Origin of the sequence: Bradyrhizobium sp., assembly GCF_035309285.1 — a bacterium.
Lineage (GTDB): Bacteria > Pseudomonadota > Alphaproteobacteria > Rhizobiales > Xanthobacteraceae > Bradyrhizobium.
The window spans coordinates 124295-140043 of sequence record NZ_DATGFH010000008.1; the positions used below are offsets into that span (position 1 = coordinate 124295).

Annotated in this window: 15 protein-coding genes and 1 pseudogene; 7 read left to right on the top strand and 9 right to left on the bottom strand. The window is 60.1% G+C overall.

The window, feature by feature from the left end; translation table 11 throughout:
• Window positions 1-98 precede the first annotated feature (98 nt).
• A complete protein-coding gene (locus VKR55_RS03280) occupies window positions 99-2441 on the bottom strand; it encodes an HAD-IC family P-type ATPase (protein ID WP_324399613.1) in 2343 nt (780 codons plus the stop codon).
• Window positions 2442-2877: 436 nt separating this feature from the next.
• Here VKR55_RS03280 and VKR55_RS03285 point away from each other — a divergent pair, with 436 nt between their 5' ends.
• Window positions 2878-3288 (top strand): hypothetical protein, encoded by a 411-nt coding sequence (locus VKR55_RS03285; protein WP_324399615.1) that lies wholly within the window; start codon window positions 2878-2880, stop codon window positions 3286-3288.
• 2 nt (window positions 3289-3290) lie between these two features.
• The gene (locus tag VKR55_RS03290; RefSeq protein WP_324399618.1) at window positions 3291-3554 is read left to right on the top strand and encodes an SHOCT domain-containing protein; all 264 of its coding nucleotides are present in this window, start codon (window positions 3291-3293) and stop codon (window positions 3552-3554) included.
• 236 nt (window positions 3555-3790) lie between these two features.
• Here the strand turns inward: VKR55_RS03290 and VKR55_RS03295 are convergent.
• A pseudogene (locus VKR55_RS03295) lies at window positions 3791-4024 on the bottom strand (BON domain-containing protein); the annotation flags it as partial.
• A 42-nt stretch (window positions 4025-4066) separates the two neighbouring features.
• Window positions 4067-4282, bottom strand: coding sequence for a YgaP family membrane protein (locus VKR55_RS03300; RefSeq protein ID WP_324399620.1), 216 nt, complete (start codon window positions 4280-4282; stop codon window positions 4067-4069).
• Between the two features lie 179 nt (window positions 4283-4461).
• Here VKR55_RS03300 and VKR55_RS03305 point away from each other — a divergent pair, with 179 nt between their 5' ends.
• Together VKR55_RS03305 and VKR55_RS03310 are read left to right on the top strand one after the other, a co-directional pair.
• A complete protein-coding gene (locus VKR55_RS03305; protein ID WP_324399622.1) occupies window positions 4462-6294 on the top strand; it encodes a PHA/PHB synthase family protein in 1833 nt (610 codons plus the stop codon).
• 52 nt (window positions 6295-6346) lie between these two features.
• Window positions 6347-7480 (top strand): OpgC domain-containing protein, encoded by a 1134-nt coding sequence (locus VKR55_RS03310; protein ID WP_324399624.1) that lies wholly within the window; start codon window positions 6347-6349, stop codon window positions 7478-7480.
• Window positions 7481-7563: 83 nt separating this feature from the next.
• Here VKR55_RS03310 and VKR55_RS03315 read toward each other — a convergent pair whose 3' ends face one another.
• The 5 genes from VKR55_RS03315 to fixL all read right to left on the bottom strand — a co-directional run bounded on the left by VKR55_RS03315 (window position 7564) and on the right by fixL (window position 11221).
• Window positions 7564-7755 carry a hypothetical protein gene (locus tag VKR55_RS03315; RefSeq protein ID WP_324399625.1) on the bottom strand — a complete coding sequence of 64 codons (192 nt, stop codon included), beginning with the start codon at window positions 7753-7755 and terminating at the stop codon, window positions 7564-7566.
• 51 nt (window positions 7756-7806) lie between these two features.
• The gene (locus VKR55_RS03320) at window positions 7807-8496 is read right to left on the bottom strand and encodes a helix-turn-helix domain-containing protein (RefSeq protein WP_324399627.1); all 690 of its coding nucleotides are present in this window, start codon (window positions 8494-8496) and stop codon (window positions 7807-7809) included.
• Between the two features lie 113 nt (window positions 8497-8609).
• Complete coding sequence (locus VKR55_RS03325) at window positions 8610-9047, bottom strand: response regulator transcription factor (protein WP_324399630.1); 438 nt, start codon at window positions 9045-9047, stop codon at window positions 8610-8612.
• Window positions 9048-9093: 46 nt separating this feature from the next.
• Window positions 9094-9711: a response regulator FixJ gene (gene fixJ, locus VKR55_RS03330; protein WP_324399632.1), complete on the bottom strand. Its 618-nt coding sequence runs from the start codon at window positions 9709-9711 to the stop codon at window positions 9094-9096.
• Window positions 9701-11221, bottom strand: coding sequence for a sensor protein FixL (gene fixL, locus VKR55_RS03335; RefSeq protein ID WP_324399634.1), 1521 nt, complete (start codon window positions 11219-11221; stop codon window positions 9701-9703). The genes fixJ and fixL overlap by 11 nt, the downstream gene beginning before the upstream one ends.
• 262 nt (window positions 11222-11483) lie before the next feature.
• Here fixL and VKR55_RS03340 point away from each other — a divergent pair, with 262 nt between their 5' ends.
• The 3 genes from VKR55_RS03340 (at window position 11484) to VKR55_RS03350 (ending at window position 15144) form a co-directional block, all read left to right on the top strand.
• Window positions 11484-11915, top strand: a complete 432-nt coding sequence (locus VKR55_RS03340; protein WP_324399636.1) for a CBS domain-containing protein — start codon at window positions 11484-11486, stop codon at window positions 11913-11915.
• 92 nt (window positions 11916-12007) lie between these two features.
• Window positions 12008-12376 carry a hypothetical protein gene (locus tag VKR55_RS03345; protein ID WP_324399638.1) on the top strand — a complete coding sequence of 123 codons (369 nt, stop codon included), beginning with the start codon at window positions 12008-12010 and terminating at the stop codon, window positions 12374-12376.
• Between the two features lie 74 nt (window positions 12377-12450).
• A complete protein-coding gene (locus tag VKR55_RS03350) occupies window positions 12451-15144 on the top strand; it encodes a bifunctional acetate--CoA ligase family protein/GNAT family N-acetyltransferase (RefSeq protein ID WP_324399640.1) in 2694 nt (897 codons plus the stop codon).
• A gap of 24 nt (window positions 15145-15168) precedes the next feature.
• Here VKR55_RS03350 and VKR55_RS03355 read toward each other — a convergent pair whose 3' ends face one another.
• The gene (locus VKR55_RS03355; RefSeq protein ID WP_324399643.1) at window positions 15169-15732 is read right to left on the bottom strand and encodes a hemerythrin domain-containing protein; all 564 of its coding nucleotides are present in this window, start codon (window positions 15730-15732) and stop codon (window positions 15169-15171) included.
• Window positions 15733-15749 lie beyond the last annotated feature (17 nt).

Here is a 15749-nt window from a genome sequence, read left to right on the forward strand (position 1 = left end):
AGGTTTCAATCGAGGCTGGCGACGCGCAAGCGGGGTGTGTTCGTGATGACGCTCGCCGACTACATCTTCCGCCATTTCGCCACTCCTTTATGAGCAGCTCACTCGACTCTGATGACGGCCGTGACGAGGAGCTTGATCCGATCGAGCAGCAAGGCGAAACCTGTCGCAGCCGCGAACAGGCCTGCAAGGAGTTGCCACGGCAGCGGTCTCATCAACGTGCCAGTCAGGACGAGCACGCATACGACCGCGAGATCCACTGCCGACGATGCAAGGACCCAGTTTCCTGGTTTTGAGCTCCATAGACACCGGCGCTCGCGCAAGACGTAGAGCGCCGCCTGATTCCCGAATGCCAAGGCAGCGAAGGCGAGCGTTTGCAGCTCGGTCGTGCCGAGGCCGAGTCGGAATCTTCCAAGCGCGAGGACGGAGATAGAGAAGGCGAGCTTGCAGGCGCCGAGCACGATCGCGGCGCGCGTGATGTCGCCCATGCGCCAGACGCTCGGCGAGGGGGCCGGGGTCGCGCGATCGGTGGTGAGCGACATGCTCAGAAAATCGTTGGTCAGGAATAGAAACACCATTAGTGCTGGCGTCATCACGGCATTGCCGGTGAGCGCCAGTCCGGCCGCCAGGAACAGGACGATCTCTATCTTCTTCACCAGCATGTTGAAGGTGTAGGTGAGGAGCCGCTGAAAGCCGATCCGACCCTCACGGACGGCGTAAACGATGCCCGAAAGTCCCGGCTCGGTCAGCACCATGCCGGCAGCCGCCTTGGCGACGTCGGTCGCGGTGGCAACGGCGATGCCGATCTGAGCCTGCCGGAGTGCGGGCGCGTCGTTCGTCCCGTCGCCGCACATGCCGACCACGTGGCCGTGGCCCTGCAACACCTTTACCAACTTATATTTCTGCTCAGGCACGACGCGGGCGAACACACCGATATCGTGGGTGCTGACGTCGTCGGTGAGTTGGTCGGCAGGACAGACCCGGCCGCCGATTCCGACAGCGCGGGCCACCGCAGCGCCGGTCGCCGCGGAATCGCCGGTGACCATGACGGTGCGCACGCCCATGCGGCGCAGCTCGTCGATCAACGGCTTGGCCTCGTCGCGTGGCGGATCACTGAGGGCGATCACGCCGGCAAGTCGCAGTGAGTCCGCAGCCCCGACGGCCACTGAAATGACACGGTGACCTTCGCCGGCAAGAGTGTCGACCATTTGTCGCGCGGCCTCCGGACACTCGGCAATGCACGAGACACGTTCAAACGCCCCCTTGACGACCCGCCGCTCTGACCCGTCGCCCCCCGCAATAACGGCTTCCGACATCTTGGTGGCGGGATCGAACGGGACGAAGCGGACCAGCCGGCCCAAGCCATCTGCGTTGGCCTGCGAAGCCGCGGTCCGGATCGCACTGTCGATAGGATCCTGATCGGCCGTCGCGCTTGCGCGAGCCGCCAACGCCAGGACCTCATCGCGGCCAAAGCCGGAAAGAGCAACAACCTCGGCAACGGCGATCTCGTTGCGGGTGAGCGTCCCCGTCTTGTCCGCACAAAGCACGTCCATGGCTGCGGCTTCGTGGGATGCTGATAGGCGGGTGAGCAGGACTCCACGGCCGGCGAGGGCTTGGGCAGCGAAAGCAGCGGATAGGGTGAACGTTGCGGGTAAAGCGACCGGGATAGTCGCAAGCAGTGCGGTGAGCGCGAGCCGGATGAGCTCGGACGTCGGCAGGGCTATGGCGTAGCCGCCGGCAATTATGAGGAGAGCGACAGCTCCATTGATAAGTGCAAGGTTGCGGGTTACGCCAAAGACGGCTGCTTGCTCCGTGCTTTCGGCCCTCGCAACCCGCACGAGTTCGGCGGTTCGCCCGAAATAGCTCTTCACTCCGGTTGCCGTGACCTCCGCGACTGCCTGCCCGCGGCGCACGAGGCTGCCCGCATAGACTGTGCCGCCGGCCGAGACTTCGACCGGAATCGACTCGCCCGTCAGCATGGATTGGTCGGCGAGCGCCGATCCAGAAGCGATCCGCGCGTCGGCCGGCACCAGCGCGCCAAGTGCCAGTGACACCACGTCGCCCGGCACCAGATCGGCCGCAGGTAGTCTGGTCCATTTGCCGTCGCGGAGCGCAAGCGCGGTGGGCGCCAGTCGCTTCTTGAGCGCCGCAAGGGCGCTGCCTGCCCGGCCTTCCTGAACGAAGGCTAGTGTCGCGTTGAAGAGGAGGAGCAGGGCGATCGCCGTCGCCTCGACGTGCCTTCCGCGCGCCACCTCAAGGATCATCGCGGCTTCGAGCAACCACGGGATGGGCGACCAGAACTTGGCAAGAAAGGTGAGCCAGCGCGGCGGCGTTTTCTCCGTGACGGAGTTGGTGCCGAATTGGCTCAGCCGCCGCGCTGCCTCAGCCGAAGTCAGGCCGATGGGCTCCGATGCGTCCCGGGTATCTCTTTCAACCAGTCCCATAAGCCGTCCGGCAAGTCGTTTTAACGCATGCGCAAAGTTGCCGCTGCTGCCACGGCGACCTTTTGATCCTTGTCAACTTCCGCTGCCGATGAAGTGGTAGCGAACCGTATACTGCGGACGGAGTTTCCGATGTGTGCAGCCGGCTCGCCTGGTGCCGGCCTTGATATCGTACTTGTCGGGGGGCGGTGCACTATCCGCCGCTCGCGTTGGCGGCGCGGCTGCTCGCGCCTGTTGACCCATGGCTCGGCGCGAGAACGACGCTCGGATGCGCGTTTATCGTCATGACAGCGACCAAGCATTCCCGAACCGGTCAGCCGAAATAGCGGAACGTCAAGGTCGCTTCAGATCTGCGCGGAATCTCCCCACGCGACGGTTGATAAGGATCAATTGGGTGGAAATGGAGCGTGCTTGAATTGCCATCTCAAAGGAGGCGGTCATGCGCAGACCTTTCCTGATTTCGGCAATCGTCGCGATCTCCCTTGTTGTGCTCTTGTTCGGATATGGGGCTCTCGTCGCGTCCTCATATCCCGCCGGCCCGTGGGGAATGATGGGGCCGCAGATGATGGCTGGCCCATGCCAATGGGGCGGCTGTGCCGCTGGACCCATGATGCGTGGCTATGGTCCGCTCTGGAGCGCGTCTGGCGATCTCAAGCTTTCGGTGGATGCCGTGAAGGATTATCTGGATCGCTGGATCTCCTGGCAGGGCAACCCCCACCTGAAAGTCGGCGACGTGAAGGAAAAGGACGCCGACACGATCGTGGCCGACATCGTCACGAAGGATAATTCGCTCGCGCAACGTTTCGCCATCAACCGTCACTCCGGCTTCTTTCAAAATGTGGAGGATTAGTCATGATGTGGAACGGTGGCTATGGGATGATGGGGTGGGGCGGTTTCGGCTGGCTTTGGCCGCTTCATGTCCTGATTCCGCTGCTCATTCTCGGATTGATCATTGCGGCCGTGATGGCGGCTGTTCGATATAGCGCCGACTGGGAAGATCGTTCGGTTCGCGCCGGGCGCAGTTCTCCAGGGCTTGATGCTCTTGACGCTCGCTACGCGCGGGGCGAGATCAACCGCGAGGAATATATGCAAAAACGGCGCGATATTCTTGGGTAGCCCGGAAGGAAGGGAATGCCGTAAGGCCTGAAAGATCAAAATGGATCGTGTGGCCGACGGCACAAACTCCATCCCGCCGCCACGATTGCGAAGCCAACAATGAGAATGAGGACGAAAAGGTCTCGATGACGCTGAAATTCAACGCGTCTCGCGACACGAACAGCGCCGTAATTGGAGCCGCTATCATGATCAGAATGCGCCAAATCAGGCCATAGCGGAATATCCCGACAATTCGCTCAGCCTGATCCGCCGGCAGCCTTCATGTCCTCGGGCGATTCGATATAGAAGCCTGAAGTGGTGTCGACGAAGCAGAGATGATCGTGCACCTCTTTGACACCTGCCTTATTCTCGGCTGCGACAATCGATGCCTGGCGCGAGCGTTCATTCAGGATGATGCCATGCAGATGCACGATGCCCTTCCGGACCGTGACCTGGAGCCCGATAGGCTGCCAATCGTTGGCGCTGATTTCGTGAGCTGAGGAAGCGTAGGTTGAGCGGACCCAACGATCGCCTTAGGCGGTCCTATCCGTCTTGCCGCACGTCGTTACGCCGATGATGGCGTAGAGCGGGCAATACGAGAAGAATGCTGTGATGATCAAAACCAACCCGACTACTCCGGGCACCAGCCAGTCGGAACCGAGCGAGCCGTCCTTTACGGTATAGGCGAGCAAAGCAAGGCCAATCACGATCCGAACAAACTGATCGATGCGTCCAACATTGCGGGTCATGGGCAGGTCTCCTTTTTGGGGCCAGTGAGGCGTGGCTCAACCGTTGGGCCAAGGCATTGATCTTGCGCAAACACGGCCGATTTGCCGTTGAAAGCTGCGCTTCGAGAGCGCCACAGGAATTGACCCAGCTCAACCCCACCCCGGAAGAAGGGCGCTAAATAAGTTAGAGGAGTTCAGTCATGACATTCCCAGTAGCACTGGATCGCGCGGTCGCGACTTCGATCCCGGCCGCTGTGGCGCAGGCTTCTGTCAAGTCGGTCTCAGCCGTAAAGGCTTCATCGGAGCCAGATGCGCCCCCAACGTATGAGCTGATCGACCGTTCGATTCGTGCCGCCGTCGCGCGTTGGACGGGCGGACTTTCGCCCGCGGCCCTTGCCCTCGCCTTTGCTGATTGGCGGGTCCATCTCGCGGCCTCGCCCGCGAAACGGTTGGCATTGACGCAAGAGGCAATCGGCGAAGCGTTGCGGTTCGCGGAGACTATTATGACTCCCCGGCTGGCGCTCGAACCGTGGGGCATGATCAAACCATCGCCGAACGACCGTCGTTTTGGCGATCCCGATTGGGAGTTGCCTGCCTTCAATCTGCTCGCCCAAGCTTTCCTGCTGAGCGAGCAGTGGTGGCACCAGGCCACGACCGACGTGCGTGGCCTATCGCGATCGAACGCCGCCATCGTCGATTTCGCCATACGCCAGTGCCTGGATACTATGGCGCCGACGAATTTTGCTTTCAGCAATCCGGCAGTGCATCGCAAAATCATGGAAACAGGCGGCGGAAACCTCGTGTCCGGGCTGCATAATTGGCTTGAGGACTGGAAGGCGTTGTTGAAGACCGATCAAACCGGGGAGGATCGGAACTTCGTGGTCGGTAAGGATGTGGCCACGACAAAAGGCAAGATTGTCTTTCGCAACGAGTTGATCGAGCTGATTCAGTACGCGCCAATGACGCCGAGTGTCCGACCCGAGCCGGTTCTGATCGTGCCGGCCTGGATCATGAAATATTACATTCTCGATCTTTCGCCGCACAATTCGTTGGTTCAGTTCCTGGTAGCGAACGGGTTTACGGTCTTTATGATTTCGTGGCGCAACCCGACACCGAACGATCGCGATCTCGCTCTTGAAGATTACCGAGAGCTCGGCGTGGACGCTGCAATTGAAGCGATCAGCGAGATCCTGCCGGGGCAGGCGATTCATGCTGCAGGCTATTGTCTTGGTGGCACCTTGCTATCCATCGCCGCGGCAGCGCTGCTCAACGAACGGCCCGGTTGCTTGCGATCGATTACGCTTCTTGCTGCTCAGACAGATTTCACCGAGGCGGGAGAGCTTACCCTGTTCATCAACGAAAGTCAGGTTTCCTTCCTGGAGGACATGATGTGGCAGCGAGGGGTGCTCGAGACCAGGCAGATGGCAGGCGCTTTTCAGATGCTGCGGTCGAACGACCTGATCTGGTCGCGGGTGGTTCGCGACTACCTGATCGGAGAGCGGGAGCCGCCGAGCGATTTGATGGCGTGGAACGCCGATGCGACCCGCATGCCATATCGCATGCATTCGGAGTATCTTCGCAAGCTCTTCCTCAACAATGACCTGGCCGAAGGCCGCTACCGCGTTGACGGAAGGCCCATCGCATTATCCGATTTGCACGCGCCGATGTTTGTCGTCGGGACGCTCCGCGACCATGTCGCTCCCTGGCGATCAACGCACAAGATCCATTTCCTCACGGATGCGGACGTGACCTTCGTGCTCGCGAGCGGCGGCCACAATGCGGGGATTGTTGCGGCGCCCGACGAAGAGTGGCATAGCTACCAGGTTCTGGAGAAGGCCGCGGACGGTCCCTATCTCGGACCCGATGAGTGGCTGAAGAAGGCTCCGCATCGCGAGGGGTCCTGGTGGCCGGAGTGGGCGCGGTTTCTGACTGCTCATTCAGGCAAGCCGGTTGCACCGCCTTTGATGGGCGGACACGGGAGACAGGGTGCGCCATGGGAAGACGCGCCCGGACAATACGTCTTGCAACGCTAGAAGTGTGTCTCTGTCGCCCGAGAACTGCAGTGCAGCGAAGCAGGGAGCCAGCTTGCTATCCACTCTGGAAGAAATTCAAACTGAGGTAGAGATTGAGCGCGATGTGCGCCTCGATGCATGTCGAGGTGTCGCCCTCTGGTTCGTCTTCCTTGATCATATTCCAAACAACATCGGCAGCTGGTTGACGCTACGCTACTACGGTTTCAGTGATACCACCGAAGTCTTCATGTTTGTTTCCGGTGTGACTTGTGCGTTGGCCTACGGGAGGATCCGGCTGCGCGACGGTTGGCTTGCCGTCATCAGCCACACGCTGCGCCGAAGCTGGGAAATCTATGCAGCATTCCTGATCCTGACCATCGCCTGTGGTGTCATGGTGTATCTCGCTGGCGGTAGTCAGTTCGCTGACGAAACCAACACCAAGTTTCTTCTGCAAGATTCAGGAGTGGCGCTCGCGCATGCGTCGATTTTGCAGTACCGCCCGGTCAACACCGATGTCCTGCCGACCTTCGTCGTCTTTCACCTGATGTTCGCTCCGTTGCTTTGGCTATTGGTCAAAATCCCCGATGTCACGCTCGGGACGTCGTTGCTCATCTATCTGTTGGCGCGGAGCTATGGTTGGAATCTCGCCGAGTGGCCGAGTCATGCATGGTACTTCAATCCATTCGCCTGGCAGCTGCTCGTGATTTTGGGCGCGTGGTGGGCGATGCGCGGCCGGCAAAAGCTTGGACGCTACCTGACGACGCCGATCGCGACGAGCTTGGCCGCGAGTTATCTGCTGTTCAGCTTGGTGGTTGCTCTGAGCTGGAGCATCAAGCCCCTGGAAGCCTTGATCCCACCGCTGCTGGCAAAACTGATCTATCCAATCGACAAATCTGGTCTTGATCCTCTGCGCTTGCTCCATTTCGTGGCATTGGCGGTTGTGCTATCGAGATTCCTTCGACCCGATTGGCGGGGACTCACGGCGCCTGTATTGCGTAGCGCCGTTCGTTGCGGCGAGAATTCGCTTGAGGTCTATTGTGTCGGTGTGCTGTTGTCGCTGGCGGGTCATATGCTGCTGGTAAAGGTGTCGAGCGGGATCGCAATGCAACTCATCGTCAGCGCCAGCGGTATCCTGTTTCTGGTCGCGTTCGCAACTGTATTGACCTGGATCGGGATCAGAAGCCGTCAGCATCCAAAACTTCTGTGATGGTGAAGCATCGTGGACGGCCTGCCGCCTCGCAAGCGTCTCGAAAAAATGCCTGCCGCCTTTTGGCGGGCGCCGGTACGGGATCAATGCCTGGGGAATCGTCGCTTGACGGGTATTGGCCGGAGCGCATAGTCGGCTTTCCTTGCCGGCGGCAGCAACGGCATCGCACGCAACAGGCGGGCACCCAGAACCCGGATCTCCGGAAGATGGAGCAGAGTTTCAAGGAGTCCGAACAGGGCGATCATCAGAAGCGCTTTGATTGTCTCGTTCGTCATTTCAGTACTCCTGCGAATGTCCGCGTCAGGCCTCCCGGCTGATTTTCACCCTTACGCATCCATATTGCGCAAGCGCTGGCGATTGCGCAGCACGATCTGCCGAGCGCCGGAAAACCCAAGCACGCCTTCATCGTTGAGTTGCGACAGTGCGCGTGAGACCGTCTCCAGCGTGAGACCGAGATAGTCGCCGATGTCGCGACGGCACATCGGCAGCGCCATCATCCCTGCGACGGCAAGTCGGCGATCCATCTCGAGCAGAAAATTCGCAACCCGTTCGATCGCGCTCTTTCGCCCAAGCAGAAGCATGTGCTCCTCGGCGTGCCGAAGCTCACCGGCCGTCATGGTCCAGAGCGTGTGAGAGATCTGTACGTGGGTTGCGGCCGCCTGTTCCAGGCTGCGCCGCTTCACCAGCCGCACGGTGGTATCGATGATCGCCTCCGCCGCCAACCTGTGAGTCACCCCGGCCTCGAGACCGAACACGTCGCCGGGCAGGTGGAGCGCGCCGATCTGGCGGCGACCGTCGGAGAGCAGCTTATAGGTCCGAACTGCGCCGCGGATGACCTGGTACACATATTCTGCCGGCTCGTCCTCGCCGTAGATTTCTTCATCCTTGCCGTAGGTGAACTCTGTCGCCACCAGACCTGCATGCCCGGTAAGGCCGAAGAATTGCTCTGGTGGCAGGTCAGCGATTGGAGGGATCTTGTTGCCGACGACGGAACGGTTAGGTGACTGGGTGAGCATGGGCCATCTCCATATGCGGCGGATGACTCATTCGTATGCGGAACAACCGCATTCGGAAATTTCGCTCGATGCCTTAAGGGTAACCCCCTAGGTAGAATCCCGGAGGTGCGAGTCTAGCGGCCGGCTGGCGGCCGATCTCGCTCAATGGCTTCCCGGACACAAGCGACAAGACTCTCCTCGACGAGCGGCTTGAGGAGGACGCGGCCAATGCCGGCCCCCGTGGCCTTGGCCGGAATAGTCTTGTCGGGAAAGCCGGTGATGAGAATGATGGGCGTGGTGATCTCGCGGCTCCGCAAAGCGGCGGCGAGGTCGATACCAGTCATGCTCGGCATCTTGTAATCGATGACGAAGCAATCGGCCAAACCGATTGTCGTCGTGTTGAGCAGCGCCTCGCCGCTGCGGAACGTTCGCACCTGAAAGCCGTCAGTCTCTAGCAGAAATCGCAGCGAGCCGAGCACATCCGTGTTGTCATCCACGACATAGACGACGGGTGTTGTGATTAGTAAATCTCCCGCAGTTTCGGGCGACCTGGAGCGGACGACATTGTTCATGGGCGAAACGAATAGAACGTTGCCGGCGCGGGCGTCTTGATTTGGCTCAATCTTTGAGCACGCCCGCCTGCAAGGCAAGACGGACAAGTTCCGAGAGACTGCCCGCCTGCATCTTGGTCATGACATTGGCCCGGTACACCTCGATGGTGCGCGGACTGATGTTGTAATCCCGCGCAATCATCTTGTTTGACAGTCCGGCGACCAGTCCCTCCATAACCTGCCGCTCGCGAGGGCTCAGCGACGCGATGCGGGCGGCGATATCCTGCGCAATGGCTTCGCTGTGCGCCCCCGATGCGGCCTGCTGCAGCGCCAGATCAATCATGCCGATCAGCCGATCATCCTCGAACGGCTTTTCCAGGAAATCGACGGCACCAAGCTTCATCGCCTCGACAGCGAGCGGGACATCGCCATGGCCGGTCATGATGATAACGGGCAACGCGCCGTGGCTTGCTTTCAGGCGCTTCAGAAGCTCGATACCATCGACGCCGGGCATGCGAACGTCGGAGACGACGCATCCGAACGCGAGGCCGGAAAGAGTGTCCAGGAATGTGCGAGCTGAATCGAAGAGGCTAACCTGGAAGTCCGCGGAATTGAGCATGAACTCCAGCGAATCCCGCATCGCCTCGTCATCGTCGATGACATAGACAGTTCCCCTACGTGCCATCTGTCAAACTTTCACTTGATGCGGCGGGCAACGTGAAGCGAAAGGTCGCGCCGCCCGCCTGATTGGACTCCGCCCACATCCGTCCGCCATGAGCTTCGATGATGGAGCGGCTGATGGATAGTCCAACTCCCATACCGGTTTCCTTGGTGGTAAAGAATGTTTGAAATAGATTCTTTTCGACGTCCTCGGGGAATCCATGACCCGTATCGGATACCGAGACTTCGATCATGTCGTCGTGAACGGGCTTGTTGGATGCGATCAGTTCTCGTACCTTGGACTGCGCCATCGCCTCCAGCGCGTTGCGAAACAAGTTGACCAGCACCTGCTGGACTTGCACCCGATCCACCAGCACCAGGTCGTATCCAGGGTCGAGATTGAACCTGATCCGTACCCCTTGTTCGCGTGCGCCGACGAGGCCGAGCGCGCCGGCCTCCTCGATCATCTTCGAAAGCCGTTCGACACGTTTCTCGGATTCTCCACGTGCGACAAAGTCGCGGAGCCGCCGAATGATCTGACCGGCGCGAATAGCCTGTTCGGCGGCGCGATCCATGGCGTTCTCGATCTTGGATCGGTTCAGATCAGTACTGCTGGCCAACAATCGGCGCGAGCCCTTCATGTAGTTACTGATGGCCGCGAGCGGCTGGTTAAGCTCATGCGCGAGCGCGGAGGCTATTTCGCCCATAGCGCTCAGGCGCGATATGTGCACGAGCTCCGATTGCAATTCCTGGAGTCGCGCCTGGGTTTGCTGCTGCTCGGTGAGATCGCGGACGAAGCCGGTGAAATAGGGTGCGCCGCCAGACTGGGTTTCGCCGACCGAAAGGTGCATGGGGAATGTGGTCCCGTCCTGGCGCTGACCCGTCACAATGCGGCCAATGCCGATGATGTGCCGCTCCCCTGTGGTCAGATAGCGGGCCAAATATCCGTCGTGGCGCGACCGATCCGGTTCCGGCATCAGCATGCTGACGTTCCTTCCGATCACCTCCTGCTCGAGGTAGCCGAACTGGCGTTCCGCCGCGCTCGAGAAGAACTGCATGATGCCCTTGCCGTCGATGACGATCATGGCGTCCGGAACGGTTTCCAGGATCGACTGGAGGTGTCCCTCGCGCGTACGCAGGCTCTGTTCGAGCTTCTTCTCTTCATCGACATCAAAGACGATACCGCTGAGATATCGACTCCCGTCCGGCTGCTTAATGACGCCGCCACGTGCGCGCACCCAATGTGTCGATCCCGAGGGCTTGCGCAGCGCGTAGGAGAGATCAAAGGATTTGGCGTTTTCGATTGCCTCGCGAACGGCGTGCTCGGTCCGCTTCCGGTCGTCGGGTTCAAGCAGCGAAAGGAAGAGGTCGTAGCTGGCCGGATCGCTATCGGAGAAGTCGAATAGCTTGCGGGTAGCCTCCGACCAAGTCAACTCCATGGTGCGAAGATTGAGGTCCCAGCTTCCGATGCCTGATCCCTCCACACCGAGCCGGATGCGTTGGTCTCTTGCCGATATTGCGACTGTGCCGGGCACGGTTACTTCACTCTTGAATCCGAAATGGGGACGGTTTCGCCGCCAATTATGATCCCAATGGCCGGACAGGCTCAAGTGGAGAACGACGGCTTCCTGCCATGGCTGGGCGCTATTCTGCGGGACCGGGCGCGCCCTACCGAGCGGCCAGGTCGGAGGCCGTCGCGGCTTCTTGGCCGAAACCCCTGCCGGCCGATTGATTTCAATCAACACTCCTCTGGAGGAGGGTGCTTAAATCGACCCCGAGCCGAAGGGGTGACGAGCCTTGTATGCCTTCCTCGAACAAACCGTTGCAGACTATATGACCCGCGAGCCGAAGGTCGTGAGTCGCGATCTTACCTTGCGCGAGCTTGGCGATCTCTTCGAGAGGGACGATTTCAATGCCTATCCCGTCGAAGATCAGTCGCAGGTCATCGGCGTGGTTTCAAAATTCGATTTTCTGGAGGCCTTCATATTCACGCCTGCTCACATCATCCCGCACTACGATGATCTGATGAAAATGACAGTGATGGATGTGATGACGCCAGAATTCATTTATGTTGGAGCGCAGACAAGACTGACCAGGGTGCTTCAACTCATGGTCAGTCACAGGATCAGAAGCATGCCGGTCATCGCGAGCAATCAGCGCCTCGTCGGCATGATTTCGCGCAGCGACGTGATGCGGGCCCTGCAATGCTGCGCCCGAAGCCACGCTTAGCACACTTCGCATCCGCGCGATCTGATTGAGCTGGCTCAATGATAAGGAGCGGGGTCGGTCGTACAAATCTTGAAGAGAAGACAGGAGCCACCATGACCATGCTCTCCGCAGCGCCCGCGCCAACTTTTGAGAAATCGGCTGCGGCTGGCGAAGCCGAATCTGCAAGAGCGGCCCGAAGCGCCCTGAGTTTTGCGGCTGCCCTGCAGGCGATGATTCTGGAGGAGGTCAGTTTCGTTGGGCAAGAGTTGCTCGACCGGGCGGTAACGGAAACCCATCTGTTCAACGAGTTCCTGTCGAAAGTGGCTGAGGCTCACTCCGTGAAAGACCTGAAGACAATGTGGGAAGAATGCGGTCGGCACCAGATCGATTTCATTCGCCGCGACTGCGAACGGTTGCTCAGGCACGACGAGCGAATGGCCGAAACCGCATCACGGCTGTTCGGGCGGGATCCACAAGCATGATCAGGTGTTAACAAGTCCGATCTTGCGTCCAAGCACGGTCACTTCGATTCGAATTTCCCTCCGGAGCATACGCAATGTCCACTTACCGGTTGAGCAACCTGCTCTCGCCGCGTTCCGTCGCGCTGGTGGGAGCAAGTCCACGACCGGGCTCGGTCGGCCGCGCCATCGTCCGGAACATTCGCAACGGGGGGTTCAAGGGCGAGTTTGGGCTGGTCAATAACCACTACGCCGAGATCGACGGCCTCGTGACCGTCGACAGTCTTGCCAAATTGCCGTTTGCGCCGGAGCTCGTGGTGATTACGGCGCCGGCTACGGCAGTGCCGAGCATTGTGGACGAGGCCGGGAAACGAGGAGCAGCTGGAGTTGTCATCATCCCCTCGGGACTCGGCCACAGCGCCGGCTCGCTCGCGGAGGCTGCCCAACGCGCCGCACAAAAATTTGGAATGCGGCTGATCGGGCCGAACTGCCTTGGAATTATGATCCCTCGTATTGGGCTTAATGCAAGCTTCTCTGCCCATACGCCGGCTCCTGGAAAGCTCGCGCTGGTCTCCCAGTCCGGCGCAATTGCCGCGGGTATGGTGGATTGGGCCGCACAGCGCGCAGTCGGCTTTTCCGGGATCGTTTCGATCGGAGACCAGTGCGACGTCGATATTGCCGATCTCCTCGATTACTTTGCTGCCGATACTGGGACACGGGCCATTCTGCTCTACATCGAAGCGATCAAGGACGCCCGCAAGTTCATGTCAGCCGCGCGCGCGGCGGCCAGGGTCAAGCCGGTCGTCGCGGTCAAGTCCGGGCGGATGGCACAGGGCGCGAAGGCGGCGGCGACCCACACCGGTGCGCTGGCCGGTTCGGACGCGGTCTATGATGCGGCATTCCGCCGCGCCGGCGTTTTGCGGGTCTCCGACCTTCGCGAACTGTTCGACTGCGCGGAAACGCTCGGACGCGTCGGCTCCCCACCGGGAAAGCGGCTCTCAATTTTGACCAATGGCGGCGGTCTTGGTGTACTCGCCATCGACCGCCTTGTTGAACTCGGCGGAATTCCGGCCGCGATTACGCCTGATACGCAGAGGGCACTCGATGCCGTGTTGCCGCCGACCTGGTCCAAATCCAATCCTATCGATATCATCGGTGATGCGGGTCCTGAACGCTATGCAAAGACGCTTGAGTTGTTGCTGACCGATCCCGGCAACGACGCGGTCCTTGTGATGAATGTACAGACGGCCGTCGCTTCTGCCGACGACATTGCCGATACAGTGACCGCCGTGGTTGCAAAACACCGTGAGCAACTTCACGGCCCGCTCAAACCGGTGCTCGCGGTCTGGGTTGGCGCGGATCAGAAGATCGGCGATCTCCTGAGCAGCCGCGGTATTCCGAACTACCCAACGGAAGATGATGCGGTTCTGGGCTTCATGCACCTCGTGCGACATCGCGAGGTGGTGGAGGAGCTGCAGCAAGTACCGCCGGCGATGCCCACTTCGTCCTCGCTGGATGCCGCCATCCCGCGGCGGATCGTCGAAGGAGCGATCCGCGATAGTCGCAAGTGGCTCGATCCGATCGAAATCAAGCGACTGCTTGGGGCTTATGACATTCCGATGGTGCCGACCTTTCTCGCCGCGAACGCGGACGAAGCGGTCGTCCACGCAGCCAACCTGTTCGCGCAAGGTGCAACCGTGGCGCTCAAGATCTTGTCGCGCGACATCGTTCACAAATCCGATGTCGGTGGCGTTGTCCTAAACCTTACCAATGCCGATGCCGTACGCGCAGCCGCCACCGATATCATTTCACGTGCGAAGGCGCTTCGCCCGCAGGCGCGGATATCCGGCGTTATCGTCCAGGCGATGATCGTGCGGCCGAAGGTCCGCGAACTCATCCTTGGCCTCGCGGACGACCCGACATTCGGCACTGTCATCGTATTCGGCCGCGGCGGTACGGCTGTGGAGATCATCAACGACAAGGCGCTGGCTTTGCCGCCTCTCGATCTGCAATTGGCGCAGGATCTGATTGGGCGCACCCGCGTCTCGCGACTGCTGCGCGCTTACCGCGATGTACCGGCGGTCAAACCCGACGCGGTGGCGATGGCGCTGGTCAAGCTCGCGCAAATGGCGGCCGATATCCCCGAGATCCGGGAGCTGGATATCAATCCGTTGCTGGCGGATGAAACGGGGGTGCTGGCGGTCGATGCACGCATCGCGGTGGGGCCTGCGCCACGCAAATTCACCGGGACAGATCCAGCCAATTTCGCTGTACGGCCGTATCCCTCGCAATGGCAGCGGTGCCTCGAAACCCGGGACGGTCGGCGCTTCCTGGCGCGACCCATTCGTCCCGAGGACGAGCCGGCGATTCACGAACTTCTGCGGCACGTCAGCCCCACTGATCTCAGGCTCCGATTCTTCGCGCCGATGAAGCAATTTACTCACGAGTTCATCGCCCGGCTGACGCAGCTTGACTACGCCCGCGCGATGGCCTTCGTGGCGCTTGACGAAAACACCAACGAAATCGTCGGCGTGGTCCGGATTCACTCCGATTCGAATTACGAGAACGCCGAATATGCGATCCTGCTGCGCTCGGACCTGAAGGGCAGGGGACTTGGCTGGGCGCTGATGCAGCTCATCATCGAATATGCGAGGTCGGAGGGCCTGAAGGCGATTTCCGGACAAGTGCTCGCTGAGAATACCGTGATGCTCGACATGTGCCGCCACCTCGGGTTCGACGTCAAGCTCGATCCCGCCGAGCGCGATATCTGCGATGTACGGCTGACACTCTAGACAGGCATGTGGATTATAGCTCGACTAGCGTCGATCGGCCTCGGCCTCTTGTTCCAACCGAAAAATATGCGCTCGTAGCGCATCGAAGCCGTCTTCGACGACATCGCTAAAGAGTGGATCCTTGTGAACGGTCGAGGCCGCAGCGATCTCCGTCCAATCGTCAGCGTCGAGCGCTTTCAGGGCGGCAGGAAAGAAATCGCGATCTTCCATCATGATGTGGCGCCGCTCATGCTCTATGAATTCGCGAACAAGGATATCCACATTTTGCCGAAGGATCTCGCGATCCGCCAGAATGGCATCGACCGCATGAGCGACCCGGCGCAAGCGTTCCGCCCCGTTTTGGTGTTCGCGAGCGAGATCGCCGACCCTCGCAGCCGCAGCGGGATCGCGAATTTTTAGCTTGGCGAAGACCAGATCTTCCTGGGGATGGTGATACACTTCCGGGTAAACTTCGAAGTAATGGATAACAGCGCGAATGACTTCATAGTCCGGGCGGTCCCCGAGATCGAAGATCTCAAATTCCCGCTCGAGGATGGCGAGCAGCTTCTCAATATTACGATGCTCTTGGTTGAGACGCTCAATGATCATTTGCCGCGGTCCTTAAC

What these genes read in the sequence shown, in the direction of transcription:
- VKR55_RS03355 (WP_324399643.1), bottom strand. Translation starts at nt 15,732, where the DNA reads ATGATCATTGAGCGTCTCAACCAAGAGCATCGTAATATTGAGAAGCTG.
- VKR55_RS03300 (WP_324399620.1), bottom strand. Translation starts at nt 4,282, where the DNA reads ATGACCCGCAATGTTGGACGCATCGATCAGTTTGTTCGGATCGTGATT.
- fixJ (WP_324399632.1), bottom strand. Translation starts at nt 9,711, where the DNA reads ATGGCACGTAGGGGAACTGTCTATGTCATCGACGATGACGAGGCGATG.
- VKR55_RS03280 (WP_324399613.1), bottom strand. Translation starts at nt 2,441, where the DNA reads ATGGGACTGGTTGAAAGAGATACCCGGGACGCATCGGAGCCCATCGGC.
- VKR55_RS03290 (WP_324399618.1), top strand. Translation starts at nt 3,291, where the DNA reads ATGATGTGGAACGGTGGCTATGGGATGATGGGGTGGGGCGGTTTCGGC.
- VKR55_RS03285 (WP_324399615.1), top strand. Translation starts at nt 2,878, where the DNA reads ATGCGCAGACCTTTCCTGATTTCGGCAATCGTCGCGATCTCCCTTGTT.
- VKR55_RS03350 (WP_324399640.1), top strand. Translation starts at nt 12,451, where the DNA reads ATGTCCACTTACCGGTTGAGCAACCTGCTCTCGCCGCGTTCCGTCGCG.
- VKR55_RS03325 (WP_324399630.1), bottom strand. Translation starts at nt 9,047, where the DNA reads ATGAACAATGTCGTCCGCTCCAGGTCGCCCGAAACTGCGGGAGATTTA.
- VKR55_RS03320 (WP_324399627.1), bottom strand. Translation starts at nt 8,496, where the DNA reads ATGCTCACCCAGTCACCTAACCGTTCCGTCGTCGGCAACAAGATCCCT.
- VKR55_RS03315 (WP_324399625.1), bottom strand. Translation starts at nt 7,755, where the DNA reads ATGACGAACGAGACAATCAAAGCGCTTCTGATGATCGCCCTGTTCGGA.
- VKR55_RS03305 (WP_324399622.1), top strand. Translation starts at nt 4,462, where the DNA reads ATGACATTCCCAGTAGCACTGGATCGCGCGGTCGCGACTTCGATCCCG.
- VKR55_RS03345 (WP_324399638.1), top strand. Translation starts at nt 12,008, where the DNA reads ATGACCATGCTCTCCGCAGCGCCCGCGCCAACTTTTGAGAAATCGGCT.